Below are 21,961 nucleotides of genomic sequence, written 5' to 3' on the forward strand. Positions count from 1 at the left end.
CACCTCAATAGGGGTCGACGGCATCGCGCAGACCGTCGCCCAGCGCGTTGAACGCAAAGACGGTGATCAGAACGAAGGCGACGGGGCTCAATATCCAGGGATAGGAGCCGATGACGGAATAGGTGGACGTGTCCTGCAGCATCAGGCCCCAGGAGATCAACGGCGGTTTGACCGCGAAGCCAAGGAAGCCGAGGAAGGATTCCAATAGCACCACGCTCGGGATCGCCAGCGTCACGGTCACGATCACATGGCTCATCACATTCGGGAAAATGTGCTGCAGGATGATGCGCCGGTCGGTGGCGCCGACAGCCATCGCCGCCTTGACATAGTCGATGCGTGCGAGCGCCAGCGTCTTGCCGCGCACTTCGCGTGACATCTGCGCCCAGCCGAGCGCCGACATGACGATGATGACGAAGGCGAGGAAGACGTTCGTCGGCGCGGTGACCGGTATCAGCGAGGTCAGCGCCAGATAGAGTGGCAGCTGGGGAAACGCGAGGACAAGCTCCACGAACCGCTGCACCCAGGTATCGAAGGCGCCGCCGAAATAGCCCGACACCATACCAACCGTGGTTCCGACGACGGTGACGATGAAGACGACTGTCAGCGCAATCATCAGGGACACGCGCGAGCCATAGACGGCGCGAGAGAGAACGTCGCGGCCGAACTTGTCCGTGCCGAGGAAGTGCACCGGCTGGCCGTCAACCGAGCCGAAGAGATGGCGGTTGCCGGGAATGAGGCCGAAGAGATTGTAGTCAGCTCCCTTAACGAAGAAGCCGAGCAGATTGGGATGGTCGTAATCCGGTCCGACTACGGGCTGGAAGGTGACAGGATCGAGCTGGTCGCTATCCGCCAGCGCATAGACACGCGGCTGGAAGACGAAATTGCCGTCCTTGTCGTGGAAGCTCATCACCTGTGGAGGCGAGAAGCCGGTGTCGGTCGCCTTCGGATCGACCGGAGCGATGAATTCGGCAAAGATCGACATCAATAGAAGCAGGATCACAAGAACCAGCCCGCCCATGCCTGTCCAGGACCGTCTCAGGCGGCGCCAGACCAGTGCGATATAGCTCTCGTTCCCGGCTTTTGGCTTCAGCCGATCATCTGTCGGCGGCATTGTGTCGCTGACTGCCAGCATCAGAAAGCTCCTCCGTGTTGGCGCACACGCGGATCAAGCAGCGCAAGCAGCATGTCGGCGATGATGTTGCCGACGATCAAGGTGGCGGAGAGGACCATCATAAAGGTCGCGGTAACGTAGACGTCGCCGACATTCATGGAACCGACGATCGCAGGTCCTGCCGTCGGTAGCGCGAATATGATCGCGGTCTCGATTTCGCCGGTCAGCATGTAGGGCAGCACAACGCCCTGATACATGACGAGCGGATGAAGCGCGTTCGGCACGGCGTGGCGAAGCACAGCCGCGCCGCTGCTCAGCCCCTTTGCTCTCGCCGTCTCGACATATTGCGCATTCAGCGTATCGAGCAGATTGCCGCGCATGACCCGCATATTGTAGGCGAGCCCGCCGAATGTGGCGATCGCGACCACCGGCCAGACATGCCTGACGAGATCGACGAACTTCGCCCACGACCAGGGAGCGCCGCCATACTCAGGCGAGAAGAAGCTGCCGATCTGCGAGACGTTGAATTGGAAGACCAGGAGATAGACGAGGATCAGCGCCATCAGAAAGCGAGGCACCGTCATGCCGAGGAACGAGATTCCCGACAGAAGACTGTCCACCCAGGTATACTGGCGCGTCGCGGCCAATATGCCGAATGTGATGCCGAGAATGGACGCGAAGATGTGGCAAACCAGAGCAAGCGCAAGCGTACGCGGCAGGCGCTCCCCAACCACATCGCTGACCGGCTTGTTGTAGTACATGCTGTAGCCGAAATCGCCGCGAGTAACGATGCCGGCGATCCAGTTCACATATTGGATCGGCAGCGGCTTATCGAGGCCGTGTTCAACCCGGTAGGCCTGCGCCTGCGCATCTGCCTGTGCGAAAGATGCGCCGCCCTGATTGATAAGCTGCGAGCGCAGATAGTCGGCATAGTCCCCGGGTGGCGCGTGGATGATCACGAATGTCACCAGGCTGAGGATGACCAGCACGGGCACTGCGGAGGCTATGCGGACGAGCAGGAATCGTAGCATCGGACGGTTCTCGCTTCTTCTCTCTTGTCGGCTGACCCAAGTGCATCTCGGAGACCATTGCCGCTTTTCCTTTTCCGGCCGCATCCACGTGCGACCGGAGGCTCCATTTCCCCAGGGAGGTTAGTTGATCGGGCCTGAGGCACCCGGCTTGCCCGGAAGCTGCTGGGGGAAGAGTTCGTATTTGCCCTGTTTGTCCGCCGCCACCCACAACCTTTCGCGAATGATGGAGTCTTCAGCCCAGTTGAACATGAAGATCGGCGTTCCCTGCGGGATATTGGAGAAGCGCTTGTTGATGATCAGCGCGCCAGGATATTCCGTCAGACCGACATTGTAGACATTTTCCGTCGATACCTTCTGGAACTGCTTCATCAGCTCGGCACGCTTGTCGTTATCCTGTGTCGAGGTGAACTTGTTGACGATGTCGACAAGATCCTTCTCGAAGGGCATGAGGTCGACCTGGCCGTTCTCAGGCGCGCGATGATCCCAGCTCGTACGCGGGCCAATAGGAGCCAGCTGCTCGGTATTCTGGACGACAGACGAAAGCTCGGTGGCATTACGCTGGACCATCCAGTCGAAGCGCCCGCTATAGTTCGCATCGTCGCGCTGGTTGCCGCTCAGGGCATTGATGACGACGCGTATGCCGAGTTTTTCCATCTGGCCAACGACGCCTTCCGCCAGCGTCTTGTCTGTCGTGTAATCGTTGTTCACCAGCAACACGACTTCGACATCCTTGCCACCGGCTGTGCCAGCCGGGAAGTTGACGAAACCGTCGCCATCCGTGTCCTTCAGGCCCGCTTTCGCCAGCTCTGCCTTGGCGCCGGCCAGATCGAACGGATAGTAGACGGTTGAGTTCCGGTCGTAGAAGCTCGTGCCGGATGACAGGCCGCCGGGATAGATTGCCGTGAACGGTCCCTTGACCAGGGAATCGCCGATTGCCTTGCGGTCGAGCGCCATGGTGACGGCTTTGCGGAAATCCTCGTTGCGGTTCAGTTCGCGGATCGCCTGGCTGCGTTCATCGGGATTGCCCCAGCCATTGGCCGAGAAATTCATACGCAGATTATAGCCGATAAGCCGCGGGCCGAAGGCGAGGCGGGCGGGCGCATCCGGCTGCGCCGCCTTCTTCAGCGAAGCGACGAAATTCTCCGGCTGCTCCAGGTTGGAGATATCGCCCGAGCCGGCGACGGCCTGAACGTCACGGTCTGCCCAGGTCGAGAGCTTGTAATGGAGTTCGTTGAGATAGGGCAGTTGGTTGCCCTTCTCGTCGACCTTCCAATAATAGGGATTGCGGCGCATGACGATAATATCGTCGGGCCTGTATTCGACCGGCACCCACGCCCCCATGACCGGCATGTTCATATATTCCGGCGGGAACGCGTTCTTGAACTGCTCGTAGGTGTTCTTCGAATATTTCGGATGCTGCGGCTTCAGAATATGCGCCGGTCCGGGGCAGAAGGTGCCGTAGGCCATGGCGTAGAGATATTGCTTCGGAAACGCATCCTTGAAGGTCCACTCGACGGTATAGTCGTCGATCTTCTTGAGCGTCGTGCCGACACCGAATGTCTCCGGCGTCGCGCCGTTCAGTGGCGAAACATTGGGATCGACGACCTCGTCATCCCAATAGAACATGACGTCGTCGGCATTGAACGGGTAGCCGTCCGACCACTTTGCGCCCTCAATCAGGTGCATGGTCAGCTTGTGACCATCGGGCGACCAGTCCCAGCTCTTTGCAAGGTTCGGCAGAGGCTCGGTGTCCTTGGCCTCCACCTGGAAAAGAGGCGCCGTGCGCGTCAGGCATTCCGACAGGCCGATATCGATACCGCCCCAGCCCTGGCTCTGGCCGGCGCCGTAATTCCAGCCCTCCGGACGTCCGCCGATGACATGCCGCAGCGTATCGCCGTAAACACCTGTTCCGTCGGGCATGTTTCCGGTCTTGAAGACCAGGGGTTCCTTCGGCAGGCGGTCCTTGACCGGCGGTAGCTTGCCGGTTTTGACGAATTTTTCCGTCACCCAATCGGGCTCGTGATATTCCGGCAGGGCCTTGAATTCCTCGATGGAATCGCGGGCCACGTATTTGATCTTGCCTTCGGCCGGAAATACCGGCGGAACCGGGGGCGGATCGGATGCATATGCGTTCATCGCGAGGACGGATGTGGCAAGCGCCAATCCCGCGAGAATGCTGGTCGGTCGGAAATGCGTCATTGTCTCTCCCTCACTGTCGCGAGCGCCCCGTTTCAAGAGACCGCTCCGCTCCTCCACTCACAGAGGCAGCCGGTAGCCGCAGCAGCTTTCCCTCCAGAAAACATGCTGCGGCCGGCCCGCCCGTATTCTCAGACAGCCGCTTTCAGGGCCGCCTTTTCCGCTCTCAATTCCTCGATCGAGCGCACGTTGCGCCGGGCAGCACCTGCCCATTCGCGGGTTTTGACCTTCGATTTCGACAGCCGCTCCTTTGCGGCCGGGACCGCGTCCGCATATTGCGGCAGCCAGCGAGCCTGGGCGACGACCATTTCGTCGACCATCTGCCAGACTTCCTCTGGCGTCGACACCGCGCCGACCAGCGGATCGTGCAGCACGGCGAGTTTCAGCAGGTCGATATCACCGCTGATTGCCGCATGGACCGACATGCGCTGGACGTTGATGGAGGCGATGCAGGTTGCAGCACACGCCTCCGGCAAGGTGATCCCAGCGACCATGTTGATGCCGAAGCGATCGACAAAGCCGGGCGATTCAATGATCGCGTCGCCCGGAAGATTGGTGATGACACCATTGTTCTTGACGTTGAAATGCCCGCGATAAACCCGGTTCGTCTCCAGCGCTTCGAGGATATGGCTCGCATGTTCATTCGAGCGTTTGGACGGATCGATCGGTTTCGAAGCGGATTCGAGGAATTGCGGATATTCCGTCTCGAACCAGTTGCGCGTCTCCGTCGAGTGGCGGAGATAACCGCCGGTCTCACCGTGGATCCAGTCCGACATGTCGATCCATTTGGTGATTTCATCAGGCCGCTTGCGATACCAGGGCAGATACTCCGACAGATGACCGTTGCTTTCGGTCGAGTAGACGCCAAAGCGCTTGAGCACGTCGATGCGCAATTTCTCCTGCTGCGAATAGACCGGATGCGCTTCGAAAGCCGCAACCAGTTCATCCTTGCCGATCTTGCGGCCGTTCAGGCGCAGATCGACGAACCATGTCTGATGGTTGATGCCGGAGCAGATATAATCGAGCTCGGTGCGCGACTTGGCGCCGAGAACCTCCGCAATCTGTTCAGCACCATGCTGGACGCCGTGGCAAAGACCGACGGTGTCCACCTTGCCATATTCGATAGCTGCCCAGGTGTTCATGGCCATGGGGTTGGCATAGTTCAGGAACTTGGCGCCGGGCTCTGCGACCTCGCGGATGTCCTTGCAGAAATCCAGGATCACAGGGATGTTGCGCTGGCCATAGAGGATGCCGCCCGCGCAGATCGTGTCGCCGACGCATTGGTCGATACCGTATTTGAGGGGGATGCGGATGTCATCGGCATACGCCTCCAGGCCGCCGACCCGCACACAGCTGATGATGTAACGCGCGCCTTCGATCGCCTTTCGACGGTCCGTCGTCGCGGTCACTTTGGTCGGCAGCTTGTTGGCTTCCACGATCCGATCGAGGATCGCCTTGATCATCTGGAGATTATGTTCGCTGAGATCGGTGAGCGCGAACTCGATATCTTTAAACTCGGGCACACAGAGGATGTCCGTGAATAGTTTCTTGGTGAAGCCGACGCTGCCGGCACCGATAATAGCGATTTTGAAACTCATGATCCTGACCTCGGTAAAGTCGCACGACGGATCGGAAAACGGGAAGAAAATCACATAAGCGACCTGGCCGGAATCTGCGAAAATCCCGGCAAATGACCGCTTTTGTCTCCTCCCGCCGCTCCTCATCGGCGTGACCTGCTGTCTTCCGCCGGCGATTATGCCTATAATCGAAAGGCCGACCAGAGAACTATTATGCTATCAAGGGTAATTTTGTGCTGCAGGATTTGATCGCCAATGGACCGACGATGCGGACTGTTTCCCTACCGCGCGGGCGCCACCGGCTACACGCCATGCCGACCAGCGCCGGTTATGAGATCCGGCAGGACGAGACCTATGACTGGGACGGTCGCAAGCGCGGGCAGACGCCCTTCACGGTTCTGCAGCATACGATCAGCGGGACCGGCCGGCTTCGCTATGAGGGCAGAAACCATCGCCTTGGCGCGGGCGATACGCTCCTCGTACTCGTGCCGCACAATCATCGTTACTGGCTCGGCAAGGATGAACGCTGGGAATATTTCTGGATATCGATGAACGGCGAGGAGGCGCTGCGGGTACATCGCTCCATCCTCGCCGTCGCGGGACCAGTCCTGAAGCTCCAGCAGCCGACGATCGACCATCTCGCCGACTGCAGCCTTCGTCTCGTGAAAGGCGCGAACTCACCGGGAAGTGCGTCCGCCATCGCCTATGAGGCGGCCATGGCGCTCTATGACGACATATTCGGATCGCACGCCTTCATCCAGGAGCAGAGCGCGATGCAGCCCGTCATCGACCACATCAATGCCAATCTCGACAAGCCCCTGCCCGTCGGCGAACTTGCGGACATTCTCGGCCTCAGCAGGGCGCATTTTTCCCGACGTTTCGGCGAAAGCGAAGGCCTGCCGCCGGCGGAATTCGTACTGCAGCTTCGCCTGGAAAGAGCGGCGAAACTGCTGACCAACACCGCCTTCCTGCCGGTCAAGGAGGTGGCCATTCTCTGCGGTTTCGAGGATGCGAACTATTTCTCGAAGGTCTTCCGTCGGGTCTACGGCATCAACCCGACGGAATTCCGAACCACGGGAATGTACGCGGCCGTCCGGAACAGATCGGCGGCCGATAGCGAGCGATAGGCGAATGTCAAACCGAATGTGGACCTAAGGTCTGTGCGAATCAACAACATTGGCTTGATGTGATTCACGCTTTTAATGAACCGCTTTATTCTGACTGACGCCCGATGGGTGAAGATAGAGCTGTATTGTCTGGGCAGACCAACCGATCCCTAGGACATTAAGATGCCATCATGAGAAGCCCAAGTCCAAACCGAGCATCCTGCTAAGGAAGATGGTGACGAGCCCCACGCCTAGGAGCGATAGCACGAAGACTGCGCCCAGCTTGGCGCCCGCGCGTAGCACCGCGCGTCTTTCCTTCTTCCCCTGATCGTAATGCCACTTGATGGCGAAGAACATGCCCGTGCCTAATGCGAGAACCTTGAACACAATGGCGACTATAGGGAACCAATCAATCATTTTGAATATTTCCATACTATTACTTGGCACTATCCATCGTGAGGAGCGCCAACTCAAAACTGCTGCTTCAGCAGCTCCATTTTTTGTTCAAACCATCGTCAAATATAACTTCGACCATGACATTCCCATACGCACGGCATAGATGGTACCAAAGTGGCGCTGTCATCCATCTCGCCACAGCCGTCATCAATTCAAGATGAATCCCACAGACCTTAGACGGATCGCGGATGGGGCAGGTTGTCGTTGCTCGAGACCTGCTCGGATCTAACGAGCTTGCCTTCCTCCGCCTTGTAGAAATACTGGCTGGCGACCAGCCAGCCTTTCAGCGGGCGCAGTGGCGGAATGCAGGTCAAAAGCATGAAAGGCAGCGTCGTGAAGAGATGCACCCAATAGGGCGCACTGAACGCCACTTCGATCCAGACGGCGAGCGCCACGCTCGGAATGCAGGCAAAGCAGATCACGAAGAATGCCGGTCCATCCGCGGGATCGGCGAACGAGTAATCAAGCCCGCAGACCTCGCAGGAAGGCCGGAGCGTGAGGAAGCCGTTGAAAAGATGTCCTTGGCCGCAGCGCGGGCAACGGCAGCGAAGCCCGGTTTGAACAGGAGGAAGCGGGGGCCATGCGTCGTCGGATGACATTGTTTTGTCCCTTTGTGGCTCGCAGGCGAAGCGCCCCATGCGGGTCGTCGCGAAGCAGGGCGCAGCAGCTATCGCTGCAATAACGTCCGTTGGGATTATGTATGCTCCAATATGCATGCATTGTCAATCAATGTATGCATATAGAGCTACATTGTATGCCCCGCCTAGACGACGAGTCCGGATGCGACAGGGGATTGTACCAGAAGATCAGCGACTATTCCCAGGCTTTGGTGGAGATGTTCGATATTCCGCACCGCACCGAGCCCTATTCGCACCGCTTCCGGGGCGGTGCCTATGGCAAAAGCATCGCTGGCAACGACGCCGATACCCGCGGAACGAAGCCTCGCAGAAAAATCCCCCCGGGTCCATGCCGAGGGTAGACGCAGCCAGGCGTGAAAGCCTTCGGGATCAGCGAGCAAGCTGTCCTGCGGCAGTATTTGCGCTGCAACCATCTGCCTCGCGTTGCTTTCTGCCCGGATGGCAGCCAACACCGCGTCCGCGGTTCCATCCTCAATCCATCGGCTGGCGATGGCCGCCGACAGGGGCGAAGCCATGGCCGCCGTTGCACGAATGACGCCGGAGAGCCGAGTTGCGGTCCGAAAATCGGGAGCTGCGAGATAGGCGATACGCAGGGCCGGCGACAGGCACTTTGCCAACCCAGCGATGTGATAGACCTGCGCGGGCGCCAGCGCTGCAAGCGGGGGAACGGGATTCGCGGGAAGCGCCCCATAGGCATCATCCTCGATAACAGCCACATCATGGCGGGCAGCAATATCGAGCAGCGCCTGCCGGCGTTCGAGCGACAGCGTGATCGTCGTCGGGTTGTTGAGGGTCGGATTGCAATAGAGCACCTTGGGGCGCCGGCGCAAGCAAACTTCCTCAAACGCCTCCGGAATCAAGCCTTTATCGTCGATGGCGACGCCAGCCACGGTAAGTCTTAGATGGGCTGCCACCGAGCGGAAGCCGGGATAGGTCAGCGCTTCAGCGCATACGGTGTCGCCGGGCGCAGCAAGCATGCTCGTTACCGCCAGAAGCGCTCCCTGCGCACCCGGGCAGATCAGCAGACGTTCCGGCGCTATCGATGGCAAACGGTTCGAAAGCCAGGCTGTTCCGGCGGCGCGGTCGCGTTCGGCACCGCCCGGCTGCTGATAGCGCAAAAGAAGATCAAGCCCCTCCTCCGCCTCCAGTTCCGCAATGCCTCCCCACATTCGCGCTGTCAGCGCCGGATCGTCGAAACGCGGCGGCAGGTTCATACTCATGTCCACGAGGCCGGAAGGAGCGGAATTCGACCGCGCGGGCATGGCGCGAAGCTGGCGTATATAGGTCCCCTGCCCCACCTTGCCGTCCACGAGGCCGCGCTTGCGGGCCTCCGCGTAGGCACGCGTCACCGTGGTGAAATCGATCCCCAGGGCCTCCGCAAGGGCCCGCTGCGGCGGCAGGCGCACGCCCGCCGCAAGACGACCGGAGCGGATATCGGCCTGGAGCGCATCGGCAATGGCGAGATAAAGCGGACCGGCTGCCCTGTTGATCGTGGGAATCCAGAGTGTTGTTGCCTGATCGTCCGCCATATCCTGCCATCTCAATATTGAATGTATGTATATTGTATGTTTTCAGCGGTGATGCAAGCGCTTTCAGATCGGCGGACGTCGTTCATTGCCTTATAGGGATATATCTGAATAAATATCTCGGGGTCTCATAGGGAGCAGCAAGCCGATGGTGCGCGAAAGTGAAATTCGTGAAAACGAGGTCGTGGTTGATCTTCCTGACGCAACCGATGCCGGTCTGGTCTTCATTGGCCGCATATCCACACCCTGGACCTCGCGGCTGGACTGCCCTCGCCAAGGCCGCCATGACGGCCCGATCTGTCGCATCGAGATTTTCGAACCATGGTCATTGGCTCTGACCGGCGTCGAGGCATTCGAGAGGCTCGAAATCCTATACTGGCTCGACCGCTCGCGCCGCGACCTCGTCCTGCAGAGTCCGGCGCGCAACGGAAAGGTCCACGGCACCTTCTCGCTGCGTTCGCCGGTGCGCCCGAACCCGATCGGCACCTCAATCGTCAAACTAGAGGCGGTCGAGGGCGCAACACTATTGGTGCGCGGGCTTGATTGCCTCGACGGTACGCCACTGATTGACCTGAAACCGGATCGGACGCTCTTCAAGCCGATCGCTCCGCCGCAGCCCGGCGATTTCCAGACCGGCGATGCGGGCTCCGTCCATTACTGCCAGAAAAGCTGAAATAACTCAGTCGATTGCCACCATCACATCGGATGCCTTGACGACTGCATAGGCTTCGCCGCCGACCGTCAGCGCGAGCTCGTCAACCGCTTCATTGGTGATCGAGGCGGTCACGATCGTGCCGTTGCCAATGTCGATGCGGACATGTGCTGTCGTCGCGCCCTTGACGATATCAGTTACCTTGCCCTTCAGCCGGTTGCGCGCGCTGATCTTCATCCGCCTTGTCTCCTCAAGAAGCGACTTTCGAGGAAACCTAGCTCGCTCGACTGAGCCCAGCAAGGCTATTTCGCTGCAACACCCCGGGCATTTTTGTCACGATGCGGCAATTTCAAGACTCGGCGGTTTGCAAGCAGGCAAAAGCAGAGTAACCGGATTCATGGCGGTGTCGGCTGGGGAGGCTGGTTGCGACGCGCCACCCCTCATCGCTTCTTTTCCCGCAGGCAATCATTCGCCCGTGCAGACAGGGCTTGGACAGATAGGAATGAAAATGCGTTCTGTTGTCTCTTTCAATGACTCATGGGAATTTCACGAAGGTTTCGAGAGCGCTCTGATCGCGGAGCGACGCGATGGCAAGGCTGTCAGCCTGCCGCATAATGCGGTCGATCTTCCCTTCAACTATTTCGACGAGACCTCCTATCAACGCGCTTTGACGTATCAGAAGATCCTGCAGTGGCAGCCAGAATTCGCCGGTCGGGAAATATCCCTGGTCTTCGATGCCGCCATGGCCGACTCCGTCGTCTACCTGAACGGCAAGGAGATCATCGCGCACAAGGACGGCTACACGCCTTTCGAGGCACGGCTGACGGGTCTCCTGATCGAGGGCGACAATCTGATCACCGTCAAGATCGACGGCAGCGAGAACCCGGAAATTCCACCCTTCGGCGGACGCATCGACTACCTCACCTATGCCGGCATCTATCGCGACGTCTGGCTAAAGGTCACGGCGCCCGTCTCGATTGCCAATATCAAGATCGAAACCTCCAATGTGCTCAGCGACAGCAAGTCGGTTTCAGTTCGGTGCGATTTCGCCAATCCGCAGGGACTGACCTTTTCCGGCGCCGTGACCGCAACGCTTTCGGGACCTGACGGCAAAGTAATCGCCACTCAAATCGCCAAGACGTCTGGCGAAAACGTGCACATAGACTTCGACAATCTCGACAAGATTTCGCTCTGGGATATCGACAGCCCGGTCCTTTACGAGATGAGCGTCGAGCTTGAAAGCAATCGCGGAATCGATCGCTACACCTCACATTTCGGCTTCCGCACGGCCGAGTTCACCGCCGAAGGTTTCCGGCTGAACGGACGGCTGCTGAAGATACGCGGCCTGAACCGCCACCAGGCCTTCCCCTATGTCGGTTATGCCATGGGCCGCTCCGCGCAAGAGCGCGATGCCGAGATCATGAAGAACTTGCTGAAGTGCAACACGGTCCGCACGTCGCATTATCCGCAGTCCAAGTGGTTTCTGGATCATTGCGACCGCATAGGTCTGCTGGTCTTCGAGGAAATCCCTGGCTGGCAGCATATCGGCGGCGATGAGTGGAAACAGGAGGCCGTTCGCAACGTCCGGCGCATGATCGAGCGCGACTGGAACCATCCGTCGATCATCATCTGGGGCGTGCGCATCAACGAGTCCCAGGATTCGCATGATTTTTACGTCGAGACCAACCGCCTGGCGCGCGAACTCGATCCGACGCGCCAGACCGGCGGCGTGCGCTACATCACCGAAAGCGAATTCCTCGAAGACGTCTACACGATGAACGACTTCATCCTCGGCAACGAGGAATTGCCCGGAGCCAACCGCCCGCGCACGGCGCTGAGACCGCAGCCGGAATGCACAGGCCTGCCAAAGCCCGTGCCCTACCTGATCACCGAATTCGGCGGCCATATGTATCCGACCAAGATCTACGACCAGGAGCAGCGGCAGGCCGAGCATGTTCGCCGCCATCTGGAAGTCCTGAACGCCACCTACGGCGATCCCTCGATTTCGGGATGCATCGGCTGGTGCATGTTCGACTACAACACCCACAAGGATTTCGGCTCCGGCGACCGCATCTGCTATCACGGCGTGATGGACATGTTCCGCGAGCCGAAATTCGCGGCCTATGTCTATTCAAGCCAGTGCGAGCCGTCCGACGAGGTCGTCATGAAGCCGGTGACCTTCTGGGCGCGTGGCGAGCGCAACATCGGCGGCGTGCTGCCGCTGATCGTTCTGACCAATTGCGACGAGATCGAGCTGCGCTACGGGCCGATCGTCAAACGCGTTGGGCCCGACCGCGAGAATTTTCCGCATCTGCCGCATCCGCCCGTCGTCATCGACCATCGCCATTTCACCAAGGACGAACTCGGCGTCTGGGGCATGCAATGGGAAGACGCGCATTTCACCGGCTTCATCGGTGGGAAGGAGGTAACCAGACTGCAGATGGTTGCCGATCCGCTTCCAACCAAGCTCGAGGTCGTCCCCGACAGCAAGACGATCCAGGCCGGCGGCCGCGACAGCACGCGCATTATCGTCCGTGCCCTTGATCAGGTCGGCTTGCGTCTGCCCTTCCTCAACGATATGGCGACAATTAGGGTCAGCGGCCCGGCCAAGGTCATCGGTCCGGATGGACTTGCCTTCCAGGGCGGCACGACCGGCTTCTGGCTGGAGACGACAGGGCAACCGGGACCAATCACCGTCGAGGTATCATCCCCGCGCTTTTCTGCAGAGACTATCCAGCTCAGCGCTGTCTGAGACAGCAGGAACACCCGTTGATTGTCTCGTGTTTCGTATTGATTGGGCGCAAGCATTTTTCGGGTGGCCGCCAGCATCCTTCCATGGGAAGCCTGCTGGCTCAGCGGAGATTGGAAACAAAGGGTTGATCGCGATGGAACAACAGAAGACGCTGGATATCCGGACGGATCGCAACAGGCTATCGAAACTGAACGATCGCGCATCCCTGATGCTGTCAGTGGGTTCAGTCGAAACGCCTCTTGGCGTCCTGATCCTTGCCACCGACAGCAATGGCGATCTTTGCGCTGCCGACTTTATCGATCACGAGCAGCGGCTGCTTCGTCTCCTTGAACGGCGGTTTCGCAGGTCGGGTTACACTCTCTCGGCCGGCTCCGCTCCCGCGGGCATCGAGAAGGCATTGGCTGCCTATTTCATGGGAGACCTCGACCAGCTACGGACCATACGACTGCGCACCGGCGGCACGCCCTTCCAGCAGTCGATCTGGGCGGCTCTGCGGGATATCCGCGCCGGGACAAGCATGAGCTATTCAGGCTTGGCGGCACAATTGGGCAAACCGAATGCTGCGCGCGCCGTCGGTCATGCCAACGGCAGCAACCCCTTCAACATCATTATCCCGTGCCATCGGCTGATCGGAGCGAATGGAAATCTCACCGGATATGCCGGCGGAATCGTTCGGAAGCGATGGCTGCTGGACCATGAATCGAGATACGCCAACACTCCCTTCGAACTGACGTAAACCGTACGGATCACTTCGCTTCCAGGGATTGGCTCCGTTGCTGTCGCGACGCGTTCCTCTCCCTGCGCTGCTCGGCCATGGTGCTGACGGCGGCGCGCAGTTGCGGATGGCGGGACATGAACATATTGAAATCGCGGCGCTCCAGAACAAGGAACTGGCAGAAATCCACGGCGACAACATCCGCTGTTCGCCGCGCACCGCTGAGCAGGGCCATCTCGCCGAAGAACGAGCCTGCGCCAAGCTCGATTTCGTCGTCCTCCAGCTGAACCTGCACCGCACCGGAAGAGATGAAATACATGCCATCGCCGCGATCGCCGACCCTGATCACCCGGTCGCCTGGATCTGCCGATTTCGGGCGAAACAGCAGCAGAAGCTCCTCCTGCGAATGCTCGTCGACGCCAGCAAACATCGGGAAAGTTTCGACCAGATGCTCCATCTCCAGCTGATGCCGCCGGTCGCGTTCATCACGTTGCGCCCTTATTCTCTCCAGCTCCCTGCTTAGAATATCGCGCTTCCTCTTCCCGTAACCGCTTGGCACGAACGGAAGCAGCGTCGGCATGACCGGCAGCAGTTTCTCGGCCGCCATGAAGACCAACGGGTTGAGCGTGATCGACAGGATCGCCGCCGCCAGGATTAGGTCCTGCCCTTCCTGTGGCAACAGGCCCAGCGAAGAACCGAGCCCGGCCAGGATGAAGGAGAATTCTCCTATTTGCGCCAGGCCGGCGCCGACGATCAAGCCCATGCCCATCGGGTAGCGGAGCAGCAACACCAGAATGAACGCGCTGATCGACTTGCCCAGGATGATGAGCGCAAGCGCCCCGACCACAGCCAAGGGTTCGCGGACGAGGATCGACGGGTCGAAAAGCATGCCGACGGACACGAAAAAGAGCACCGAAAAGGCATTCTGCAACGGCAGGGAATCGGCAGCCGCCCTATGGCTGAGGTTCGATTCACTCATGACGACGCCGGCAAAGAACGCACCGAGCGCAAAGGACACCCCGAAAATCTCGGCTGCGCCAAAGGCGATACCGAGCGCGATCGCCAGAACCGAGAGCGTGAACAACTCGCGTGAGCCGGTCCGCGCGACACGCGTCAAAATCCAGGGAACGACTTTTGGCCCCAGAAAGATTGCGAGGACCGCAAAGGCCGCGACCTTGAGCAAGGTGATCGCAATCGTGATCGCAACCGCGGCATTGCCTCCGGCTTCCGCTTCGGCGTGACCGCCCAAAACACCCGCGAATGCCGGCAGTAGGACCAAGGCCAGCACCATCGCCAGGTCTTCGACGATCAGCCAGCCGACGGCGACGCGGCCGCTCGAGGCGTTGATCAGATTGCGTTCCTCGAGTGCTTTGAGAAGAACGACCGTGCTGGCAACGGCCAGACTGAGGCCAAAGACCAGTCCCGCGCCGATACTCCAACCCCATAACTCCGTGAGGCCGATGCCAAGCAATGTGGCAACAGCAATTTGGAGAATGGCGCCGGGGATCGCCACGCCACCAACCGCCAGCAGATCCGCCGCCGAGAAATGGAGGCCGACACCAAACATGAGGAGAATGACGCCGATCTCGGCCAGCTGGCTAGCCAGGGCGCTGTCAGCAACAAACCCCGGTGTGGAGCTGCCGATCATGACGCCGGCCACAAGATATCCCACGAGCGGCGGCAAGCGCAGACGATCCGCAAGATAACCAAAGATGGCAGCAAAAACGAAGCCGCCGGCAACAATCGCCAAAAGCGCTACATTATGCTCCACGCCTGCGTCCCCTTTTCCACAGTTCCACCCCGGTCTTTATGTGGTCGGGCAAGCTACCCTGCCCGGCTCCAAACGTCCATTGGCTATGCGGGAGGCGGCGTGACATGTCAAAAAAAATCGGACAACCAGCGGCTGCCCGATCCTCTTGAGGTGATGCAGCCCCATTGATCGAGCTCGATCTGCAGCTTGACGTCCGGTGGGGTGTCCTTGGATAATGGCACGCATCTTCGTCTGTTTTTCAATCTGCCCACACCCGCCGACGAGGGATATTCCGCTCCCGTTAAATAGCGCTGGACGGGACCACAAATGGTGCGCCCGACTTATTCCTTACGGCAAATCGCGAGACTTCGACCCCAGTGCCTTATTGAAAGGCGGACGCGTCAGACAAGTTATCTTTCCCAGACGGTAAGGTTCACGTCAGCAGCGCGCTTCCCTGTCACTCGGCGTTGGCAGCGAGGAGGCGATACCGGATCTTTCTGACCTGCTTGAAATCACTCACTGGCAGACACGGTTTGTCAGCCGAAAACGGCAGGCGGAAACCGGTAGAGATATCGTCTCCTATGAGGTCCGCTGGCTGGCGAGATGGAGACTGGCATACGCCGCCTCGTGCCTTGCAGGAACAGGTCGCAACGCGTTATCCGATCGAGGCGTTCGAAGTCACCGCGGATTCGGGGCATTGAGGACGCGATTCACCACTCGTTTATAAATTTCCAATATTTAATTTAGGAAAGCCTTGCGCAAGAATATCGAAGTATAACGCCATTGACAGGCAGGGAGCCTGTTACATTTAACCCTGGCGATAAACATGAGATATGTAGATGGCCTATGATTGGACCGGTCAGCGAACACGCCGGATAAGACTGATTCGTGCCACGGCGGTGGTGATACTATTGATGCTGCTACTAGGCGTACCCGCACTTCTTCTGCGCTAGCATCGTCTGCAGATATAATTCCTCATCGAAAACAGTCAGGTCCGGCAAGCCGGGTCTGTGATCTCCAGAAACCTATGCAGCTTTCCTTGCACCCGGTTTGGGCTTGCGGGACACATTGTCGCCTGCCTTCGGGTCGAGCGACAGACAGTCGACAATGCCAAGAAGGGCGATCAAGCCCAGCATGACAAATGTCAGTCGATATTCGATAGCGGTCACACCGGCGAGACCTATCTGACCGGCGACGACCTGCCCTATCCGGATACCGATGGCCCCGACGGCAATGCCCATGCCCATGGTGAGCTGAAAGGCTGTGCTGAAAAGCGTATTGGCACCGGTCATCTGCTGAGGAGGAATATCGGCAAAAGCGATGGTGTTCAGCGCTGTGAAATGCATCGAACGGCACATGCCGCCGATGAAGAGAATGGGCAATATGAACCAGAGCGGCGTATCAGGCGAAAACAATGCGCAGGCCGCGATCAGAACTGCATTGATGAGGCCATTCACTATCAGCACGGGCTTGAAGCCAAACCGCCTCAGGATTGGCGTCGTCCCCGGCTTCATCGCGAGATTGCCGGCAAAGACCGCAAGGGTCAGCAATCCGGCGTGAAAGGCCGTCAGGCCAAAGCCGACCTGCAGCATAATGGGAAGCAGGAAAGGAACTGCGCCGATCGCAATGCGGAAGAGCGAGCCGCCGGCGATGGTGACCGCGAATGTCTTCTTCTTCAGGCCGACAAGCTCCACGAGCGGATGCTCGGTGCGCATGAAATGAACGGTTGCTACGGCGAGCAGGACGGCTCCGACAATGAGATAACCTCCAGCCTCAACCCACACAGGATCCGGCCTTCCGACCAATTCCAGACCATACATAAAGCCAGCAAGGCCAAGCCCGCTGACAACAAAGCCGGTCCAGTCGAAAGGCCGGCGATCGGTGCGCATGACATTCGGAATGAGGATCATCGCGAAGACGAACGCCAATACCCCAAGCGGAAGGTTTAGGAAAAAAATCCACCGCCATGTGGCATGGTCGGTGATGAAGCCGCCAAGCGGAGGCCCCAGGATCGGAGCAACCAGCGCCGGCCATGTGATCGTGGCGATGGCCGAGATGAGTTGATCCTTCGGAGTATTGTTAAGGACGACGAGACGCCCGACCGGCACCATCATTGCCCCGCCGACGCCCTGCACGATACGCATCGCCACGAACATGCCCACGCCATTGGCGAAGCCGCAGAGAACAGAGGCCACGGTAAAGACGACAACGGCCGTGGCGAAGACCGAGCGCGCACCGAACCTGTCGCTGATCCAGCCGCTTATCGGAATGAAGACCGCAAGCGTCAGCAAATAGGCACTCATGCCGATATTGAGATCCACGGGCCTGACGCCGAAGGAAACGGCCATCTGCGGCAAGGCGGTGGCAATGACAGTCCCATCCAGGTTTTCCATGAAGAAGGCGCCGGCCACCAATAATGCGATAAGCAACGACCGGGACGTAGTAGCCGGTGCGGCATCTGCCGGTCGGCGTGCGGGCATGTCAGTCATCAGCGATTATTCCGAATCCGAACGTGGGGTTTCAAGCGGTCTAGGCGCTCCGGGAGCTGTCGAGAGGTATCTTGGCGGGATCACATCAAGATCAAAGCGCGGCAGCCATCCTGCCATTCCCACAGGGAACAGACGACAAGGCGCCGCAACGCCAACAAACTATGAGTCAGGCCGCGGCGCAAGGGGACAAAGGAGCCCTCCGGGACGAAATTTCCCGTTGAGGGACACCGATGGCGACAAACCACTGACGGATGTGCTGGATTCATCTGAGATGTTAAAGTCGAATTTGATAATATAATGCCGAATAGTCGAATCGACGCGAACAAACTATGACAGATGGGCTCATCCGCCGGATGGGCGTGAGGGAAAGTGGAGCAAAGCGATCAGGAGCCGTAGTTTCGCCCGCGACGATTTTCGATCGACAACGAAGGGGACGAGCCATGAAATACGGCCTTGATGCGATGCCGGCACAGACCGCAGGCTTCGAAACACGATCGATCATCACCCAGTCGCCATTCGATGGTTACGTGCGAAAATACGGCACTATCCCGCGCCGGGGCATTTTCGGCTTTTTCGTACATGAACTCGGCCGGCGCATTGTCGGGGGTGAATATCCGGTCGGCTCCAATCTGCCGAACGAACCGGAGCTGGTCGAGCAATTCGCCATCAGCCGCACGGTCGTTCGCGAGGCGATGAAATGCCTTGCCGGCAAGGGATTGGTGGAGATCAAAACGCGCGTTGGCACCCGCGTGCGGGAGCGATCCTACTGGCATCATCTGGATACCGATGTCATGGTCTGGTATTACGAGACAGGCCCGTCTGTCGAAATCATGAGATCAATCAAGGACCTCCGCAGGGTTCTTGAACCGGAAGCGACGGCGCGAGCCGCAGCGCGGGGCACGAAGGAAGACCTTGCCGCGATCGCCGCCGCCTATGACGACATGGTCGCGTCCATCGGCGATGTGCAGGCCAATGCCGACGCGGACCTTCGCTTCCACACGGCGATCTTCGCGGCGACGAAGAACATGGTCTATGCGCAGCTCATCGATCTCATCGCGGTCGCAATCTATGCCAATCGCACGATGTCGGCCTATGACGAAGTCGCAGAAAGGCAGAAGCGTGCACTCCCCTATCACAAGGCAATCCTTGACGCGATCCTGGCGCGAGATGCCGATGCGGCCGTGAAGGCATCACACGGTCAGCTGGATGCGTGGCGGATCGCAAACGTGGATTTCTAGGCGAGAAGGCCGCGCATCTGCGGCCGGGCCTTAATGGGACATCGCCTCCTGCGCATCGACCTTGGGTCCACGGCGACCGGCGTCGCGAGAAACAGGGATCAGCCATGTGGTAACGAATGTCAGCACCGCAACGACAACGACGCCCCAGAAGGTCCAGTGCAGGGAATGATCGAAGATCGATTGGATCGCAGGATCGCTTGACAGATCGGAGAGGCCGGTCGGCTGGTTGAGAAGATCATGTAGCTTGGTCGCCAGATCACCGCTGCCGAAATGGGCGATGCCGACATTGAGAATGGCGCCCAGAGCAGTCGCGCCGAGCGTATTGCCAAGACTACGCGAGAAGATGATCGAGGCCGTGGCACTGCCGCGCATCGACCACTCCACACTTTCCTGAACCAGAACGATGCTGGTCAGGCTAATGAGACCCATGCCGAAGCCCATCAGGAACGACCCTACACCGGCAAGCACCGGGCTACTCTCTGGCGTCAGGAACAACAGGAAGATGGAGCCAGCAGGGAAAATCACGCTGCCGACCCGCAGCGTCCGCCGTATGCCGAAGTTGCGAAACAGCCGGCTAGACATCATCACGGCGAGTGGCCATCCGACGATCAGCATCGTCAGCGTAAAGCCGGCGACCAGCGGTGAGCGGCCAAGGACGCCCTGTACATAAATGGGCAAGATTGTCGTCAAGCCGATCAACGCCATACCAGCAAGCAATGTCGCTGCATTGCTCGTCGCTATCAGGCGCTGGCTCCACAGGGCAATGGAGATGATCGGCTCCGGCGCCCGACGCTCCTGCATCAGGAAGAGGACGCCGCTTGCTACGAACAGCAATCCGAGACCGCCGAGTATGGTCGCGCCGGAATCGGTCTCCGTCAGGATGACCAGCAGCGAAACGATCGAGATCGAGAAGAGGATGGTGCCGAGATAGTCGATCTTCGCCTCGCGTGGCGTGATCGATTCATGCAGGAAGAGCACGAAGCCGAGAATGGTCAGAAGGCCGATCGGAAGATTGATCCAGAATATCCAGGCCCAAGAGATGTTATCGACGATGATGCCGCCCGCCAGCGGACCGACCACCGCCGATATGGCCCAGACGCTGGCAAGCGCGCCCTGCACCTTTGCGCGCTCTTCGAGCCGGTAGAGATCACCGACGACAGTCATCGTAACCGGCTGGATCGCACCGGCCCCAAGCCCCTGCAACAAACGAAAGGCAATCAGCGACGCCATCGACCAGGCAAAGCCTGCGAGCGCTGAGCCGACGAGGAAGATCAGGATGCCGCCGATCAGGATCGGCTTGCGACCAAAGATATCCGACAGCTTTCCGTAGATGACCGTCGTCGTGGATTGCGCCAGCAGGAACGCCGAAAATACCCAGCTGTAGTAGGTGAAGCCGCCGAGCTGGCCGACAATACGCGGCATGGCCGTCGCGACAATGGTTGCTTCGATCGCAACCATGAACGTCGCCAGCATGATCGAGGCAATGACGAGCGGACGCCTTGAGCGATCGGCCGAGCCAGTCATGATTATTCCTTTCCGCGCAATTTCCTGCCTGATCGTAAACGCATGGGCTGATACAGCAGCCGTCCGGCGGGCGACAAATTTTTGAAGTCGTAATGGAGGGCTAAGTGATCGCAAGGCCGGCGGCTCCGACGATCGTTAGGATATGAATGCATCCTTGCACAGCTGGATGTCAACCATCTGACCCTCGTCGTGAAGTTGCGCAAAAGCCGCAACGCCGCAACCTTTGCTTCGACATGTAGGAGACGACTCCATTCCAGACCCGATGTCTGTTATCGCTGCAGTTGAAGAGCATTGGCGCATCGAGGTAGACTTTGCCTAAGTAATAACCGGTCTCAACCCAGTTTCACCCGTACTGCCGGATAGCGACAAGCTGTCGGCGTATGTTTATGTTCATCGGGTGGTGGCAAGAGACCGGTTTGGCATTGTTAAAATGTGCCATGTGCAGCTCCGCTGTCTCAGCTCTTCAGCCGCCCAAAACATCGCCATACCGCGCCCGCAAGGGTTTTCTCATGCACCATCTTGGTGGACTTCCGAACGGAAGACCAACGCGATATGTGCGATACACTTTCGGTCCGGTGGACCATCATCCCCCAAATAGCTCCCCAGCCTTGGACTGCATGTAGCGGATGCGGAGGCCTCAGGGCTTTCCAATCCAGCGGCAAGATTCGGCTGAACGCCAACGGTCGCAAGCTCGATGCGTGGCTTATCTATAAGTGCTTGACCTGCGAGAAGACATGGAACCGGCCAATCTTTGAGCGACAGAATGTCCGTGACATCGATCCTCTCGTCTTTGCAGCGCTACAGTCCAACGATCCTCAATGGATCCGGACTGAGAGTTTCAACCTCGAAGCATTGAGGAGCAGGTCGAAGCGTGTCGATGAGTTTTCCGAGTTTGATATCGAAAAGGAGAGGCTATCCGAAACCGGCGATTGGACGAAACTCAAAATCGAGCTGAAGGCCCCATTTCCGATCAGCACGCGTCTTGATCGTCTGCTGGCTTCGGAACTGAAACTTTCGCGTAAACAGCTCCAAACGCTTCATGACAGAGGAACTCTTAGGTCAAATTCCGACCGCGCCGACATTTTGCGGCGGCGCATTAAAACTGGAACGCAGATAACGATCGACCTCTCTGCCGAAACCAACCGAGAGCAATCTTGGAAGCCTTTAGCGACGGGTAGTCCATAGTAGCTTCGTAGCGAA

The 21,961-nt window shown here is 58.9% G+C and carries 17 protein-coding genes; 6 read left to right on the forward strand and 11 right to left on the reverse strand.

Going from position 1 to position 21,961, the window contains the following annotated elements:
* Nucleotides 1–4: 4 nt before the first annotated feature.
* From DTW90_RS22870 to DTW90_RS22885, 4 genes are all read right to left on the reverse strand, one after another.
* Entirely contained in the window at nt 5–1,132 is a 1,128-nt protein-coding gene (locus tag DTW90_RS22870) for an ABC transporter permease (RefSeq protein ID WP_149341201.1), read from the reverse strand.
* Nucleotides 1,132–2,142 (reverse strand): ABC transporter permease, encoded by a 1,011-nt coding sequence (locus DTW90_RS22875; RefSeq protein WP_132526222.1) that lies wholly within the window; start codon nt 2,140–2,142, stop codon nt 1,132–1,134. The genes DTW90_RS22870 and DTW90_RS22875 overlap by 1 nt, the downstream gene beginning before the upstream one ends.
* Nucleotides 2,143–2,262: 120 nt before the next feature.
* Nucleotides 2,263–4,341, reverse strand: coding sequence for an ABC transporter substrate-binding protein (locus DTW90_RS22880; protein ID WP_149341203.1), 2,079 nt, complete (start codon nt 4,339–4,341; stop codon nt 2,263–2,265).
* A gap of 128 nt (nt 4,342–4,469) precedes the next feature.
* A complete protein-coding gene (locus DTW90_RS22885) occupies nt 4,470–5,936 on the reverse strand; it encodes an alpha-glucosidase/alpha-galactosidase (protein ID WP_149341205.1) in 1,467 nt (488 codons plus the stop codon).
* 245 nt (nt 5,937–6,181) lie between these two features.
* Between DTW90_RS22885 and DTW90_RS22890 the strand changes: the two genes are divergently transcribed.
* Nucleotides 6,182–7,042 carry an AraC family transcriptional regulator gene (locus DTW90_RS22890; protein WP_348642656.1) on the forward strand — a complete coding sequence of 287 codons (861 nt, stop codon included), beginning with the start codon at nt 6,182–6,184 and terminating at the stop codon, nt 7,040–7,042.
* 168 nt (nt 7,043–7,210) lie between these two features.
* Here DTW90_RS22890 and DTW90_RS22895 read toward each other — a convergent pair whose 3' ends face one another.
* From DTW90_RS22895 to DTW90_RS22905, 3 genes are all read right to left on the reverse strand, one after another.
* Nucleotides 7,211–7,438, reverse strand: coding sequence for a hypothetical protein (locus DTW90_RS22895; RefSeq protein ID WP_149341209.1), 228 nt, complete (start codon nt 7,436–7,438; stop codon nt 7,211–7,213).
* A gap of 212 nt (nt 7,439–7,650) precedes the next feature.
* Nucleotides 7,651–8,076 carry a DUF983 domain-containing protein gene (locus DTW90_RS22900; RefSeq protein ID WP_149341211.1) on the reverse strand — a complete coding sequence of 142 codons (426 nt, stop codon included), beginning with the start codon at nt 8,074–8,076 and terminating at the stop codon, nt 7,651–7,653.
* Between the two features lie 164 nt (nt 8,077–8,240).
* Nucleotides 8,241–9,644 carry a PLP-dependent aminotransferase family protein gene (locus tag DTW90_RS22905; RefSeq protein ID WP_149341213.1) on the reverse strand — a complete coding sequence of 468 codons (1,404 nt, stop codon included), beginning with the start codon at nt 9,642–9,644 and terminating at the stop codon, nt 8,241–8,243.
* A 145-nt stretch (nt 9,645–9,789) separates the two neighbouring features.
* Between DTW90_RS22905 and tsaA the strand changes: the two genes are divergently transcribed.
* Nucleotides 9,790–10,314: a tRNA (N6-threonylcarbamoyladenosine(37)-N6)-methyltransferase TrmO gene (gene tsaA, locus DTW90_RS22910; protein WP_149341215.1), complete on the forward strand. Its 525-nt coding sequence runs from the start codon at nt 9,790–9,792 to the stop codon at nt 10,312–10,314.
* A 6-nt stretch (nt 10,315–10,320) separates the two neighbouring features.
* Here the strand turns inward: tsaA and DTW90_RS22915 are convergent, their stop codons facing one another.
* A complete protein-coding gene (locus DTW90_RS22915; RefSeq protein WP_132526238.1) occupies nt 10,321–10,530 on the reverse strand; it encodes a molybdopterin-binding protein in 210 nt (69 codons plus the stop codon).
* Nucleotides 10,531–10,801: 271 nt separating this feature from the next.
* On the opposite strand from DTW90_RS22915, the gene DTW90_RS22920 reads away from it, so the two are divergent.
* Nucleotides 10,802–13,045 (forward strand): glycoside hydrolase family 2 TIM barrel-domain containing protein, encoded by a 2,244-nt coding sequence (locus DTW90_RS22920; RefSeq protein WP_149341216.1) that lies wholly within the window; start codon nt 10,802–10,804, stop codon nt 13,043–13,045.
* A gap of 133 nt (nt 13,046–13,178) precedes the next feature.
* Complete coding sequence (locus DTW90_RS22925; protein WP_348642654.1) at nt 13,179–13,781, forward strand: methylated-DNA--[protein]-cysteine S-methyltransferase; 603 nt, start codon at nt 13,179–13,181, stop codon at nt 13,779–13,781.
* A 10-nt stretch (nt 13,782–13,791) separates the two neighbouring features.
* Here the strand turns inward: DTW90_RS22925 and DTW90_RS22930 are convergent, their stop codons facing one another.
* Both DTW90_RS22930 and DTW90_RS22935 read right to left on the reverse strand, forming a co-directional pair.
* Complete coding sequence (locus DTW90_RS22930) at nt 13,792–15,531, reverse strand: cation:proton antiporter (protein ID WP_149341218.1); 1,740 nt, start codon at nt 15,529–15,531, stop codon at nt 13,792–13,794.
* A gap of 1,004 nt (nt 15,532–16,535) precedes the next feature.
* Nucleotides 16,536–17,999, reverse strand: coding sequence for a DHA2 family efflux MFS transporter permease subunit (locus tag DTW90_RS22935; RefSeq protein WP_246665015.1), 1,464 nt, complete (start codon nt 17,997–17,999; stop codon nt 16,536–16,538).
* Between the two features lie 440 nt (nt 18,000–18,439).
* On the opposite strand from DTW90_RS22935, the gene DTW90_RS22940 reads away from it, so the two are divergent.
* The gene (locus DTW90_RS22940; protein WP_132526244.1) at nt 18,440–19,237 is read left to right on the forward strand and encodes a FadR/GntR family transcriptional regulator; all 798 of its coding nucleotides are present in this window, start codon (nt 18,440–18,442) and stop codon (nt 19,235–19,237) included.
* A gap of 30 nt (nt 19,238–19,267) precedes the next feature.
* On the opposite strand, the gene DTW90_RS22945 is transcribed toward DTW90_RS22940, so the two are convergent.
* Entirely contained in the window at nt 19,268–20,761 is a 1,494-nt protein-coding gene (locus tag DTW90_RS22945) for an MDR family MFS transporter (protein WP_149341220.1), read from the reverse strand.
* A gap of 552 nt (nt 20,762–21,313) precedes the next feature.
* On the opposite strand from DTW90_RS22945, the gene DTW90_RS22955 reads away from it, so the two are divergent.
* Nucleotides 21,314–21,946, forward strand: coding sequence for a DUF1062 domain-containing protein (locus DTW90_RS22955; RefSeq protein ID WP_132526250.1), 633 nt, complete (start codon nt 21,314–21,316; stop codon nt 21,944–21,946).
* Nucleotides 21,947–21,961 lie beyond the last annotated feature (15 nt).

Origin of the sequence: Neorhizobium sp. P12A (genome assembly GCF_008365395.1) — a bacterium.
Classification (GTDB): domain Bacteria; phylum Pseudomonadota; class Alphaproteobacteria; order Rhizobiales; family Rhizobiaceae; genus Rhizobium.